Annotated in this window: 4 protein-coding genes; all 4 read right to left on the reverse strand. The window is 60.7% G+C overall.

Features of this window, described 5'->3' with window-relative positions:
• Positions 1 to 177: DnaB-like helicase N-terminal domain-containing protein (locus AC1DT3_RS19620; RefSeq protein ID WP_477466894.1), on the reverse strand; the 177-nt coding region annotated here is incomplete at its 3' end.
• Complete coding sequence (locus tag AC1DT3_RS19625; RefSeq protein WP_477466891.1) at positions 177 to 302, reverse strand: hypothetical protein; 126 nt, start codon at positions 300 to 302, stop codon at positions 177 to 179. The genes AC1DT3_RS19625 and AC1DT3_RS19620, both read right to left, overlap by 1 nt.
• Complete coding sequence (locus AC1DT3_RS19630; protein ID WP_477466892.1) at positions 299 to 1,423, reverse strand: DNA-methyltransferase; 1,125 nt, start codon at positions 1,421 to 1,423, stop codon at positions 299 to 301. The genes AC1DT3_RS19625 and AC1DT3_RS19630 overlap by 4 nt, the downstream gene beginning before the upstream one ends.
• Before the next feature lies 1 nt (position 1,424).
• Positions 1,425 to 1,874: hypothetical protein (locus AC1DT3_RS19635; protein ID WP_477466893.1), on the reverse strand; the 450-nt coding region annotated here is incomplete at its 5' end.

Raw genomic sequence — 1,874 nt, forward strand, 5'->3', positions numbered from 1 at the left:
ATGCAGATCCTCGAAGAAGCACTCCGGCGTGAGAATGTCAGCGCACCGCGCAAAGCAATCGTTGTTGAGCAAGAGCGATCCGAGGACGGCCTGCTCGACGTCCACGTTCGCCGGCATCGGACGCGGCTCAGGTAACCCGAGTTCTTCACGGGCAGAACGTCTCTGTTCTCCCGCCATCACTCAGAACCTTTCGTGTCTTCGGACTTCGATTGGTCGTTGTCCAAGACCGGGATAGGCTTGATGCTCTGGCACCAGCTTTCGAACTCGATCTGGTATTCGTCGAAGATGTCGATCGGGCTCATGCCACATCCTCGCAGGCAATCGGCAGCTCACCGAAAATCCTTCGCCGGGCAATTTCGGCATACCCGGGGTTCAGTTCTATCAACGTGGCGTCCAGACCAAGTTGCTGCGCCACCAGCCCGACGGTTCCCGCCCCTCCAAACGGATCTAGAACACGGCCTGGAGACCGCCCGAAGACCTCACAAATGCCACCACAGCTATCGACAGCGCCACACGCCGCGCATGTCGTCGACGGCGTGCCAGCTTTTATGCAACGTTCCGCGAGCGCTGGCGGGAATGTCGCGAAATGTGCGTCCCGGAAGGCTTTCGGCGCGATAGTCCAGACGTTTCTGGCGTTGCGCGTTTCTACGAGCTGCGTCGTGGACGCGTGAAACCGCTCGTTTGCTTTGATCAGGCTTTCGCCCCTGCCCTTCGACTTTGGGCTTACCCCTGAGCGGCGCTCGGCTTCAGGCAATGCATCCCCGAGCGTGTGACGCCCGTAGGTCTCACGCCCCCGTGTGCCCTTCCGAGACACGGGAACGCGGTCAACGTTCTGCCGGCTGTTCGGCCCGGCCGCACGCGCGTGGGCGCCACCGGTTACGGGCTCGCGAATTGCCGCATGATTATAGAAATACTCTTCACCCTTGGTGAGAAGCCAAATCTTCTCGTGGGCGGATGTCGGACGGTCATAGACCGATTCCGGCATCGGATTCGGCTTATGCCAGATGATCTCAGAACGGACCCACCAGCCGTCTTCCTGCAGCGCGATCGCAAGCCGGTTCGGGATCATGCAAAGATCCTTCGGCTTTAAGACGCCGCCAATGGTCGAGAACGGCTTGTCTCGAAAAGCTCGATCGTCGCCCGTTACGTCCGCGGCGGCCCGTCCGTTCGGCGTCGTGGCGTAACAGTCGCCGTAGTTGAGCCAAAGTGTCCCGTGGGGCTTGAGAACGCGCCAGACCTCCCGAAAGACATCGACCATGACTTCCAGGTGCTCGGCAAGCGTCGGCTCGAGGCCGATTTGTCCGGCAACGCCGTAGTCGCGTAGACCCCAATAAGGCGGGCTCGTAACGGCGCTATCGAAATGCGCCGACGGCATCGAGCGAAGGCAATCGCGCACGTCGCCAATGAGGATGGATACGGCCATCTCACGCCCCGAGCCGACGGACACGGAACATCTCGCGACCCGCAGAAACCAAGTCGACGCCGATGGCGCGCAGCCGCGGCTTGATCATTGCGAAATGATCATTGACGGACCGGATGGTTGGGAAGTCGCCGATCTCCCGCAACGTCTCGGTGTCGTAGAGACCACCCTCCCCCACTGACATGCGCGCAAGGATCCTGACCGTGGCCTTTGGCATCTGGATCGACCCAAGCGGACCATGGACAATCAGACTCTCTTCGTCGGCTACGAGTGTTCGTGATTCCACCAGCTCAGTCTTCGGAGGAGCGACCTCAATGGTTGCAGGGACTTTCTCGACTGCCTTCGGCGCAACGGCTGTCGGCGCGGCGCTCGGAAATCTCTGACGACCGACGAGAGTTTCGGCAAACTTGCCGCCGCGGTTGGCATCGGCCTTTGAAATCTGCACTTGCGGAAC

This window comes from Microvirga sp. P4_G7 (assembly GCF_056401005.1).

Coding starts and splice junctions, on each gene's coding strand:
- AC1DT3_RS19625 (WP_477466891.1), bottom strand. CDS start 302: ATGAGCCCGATCGACATCTTCGACGAATACCAGATCGAGTTCGAAAGC.
- AC1DT3_RS19630 (WP_477466892.1), bottom strand. CDS start 1,423: ATGGCCGTATCCATCCTCATTGGCGACGTGCGCGATTGCCTTCGCTCG.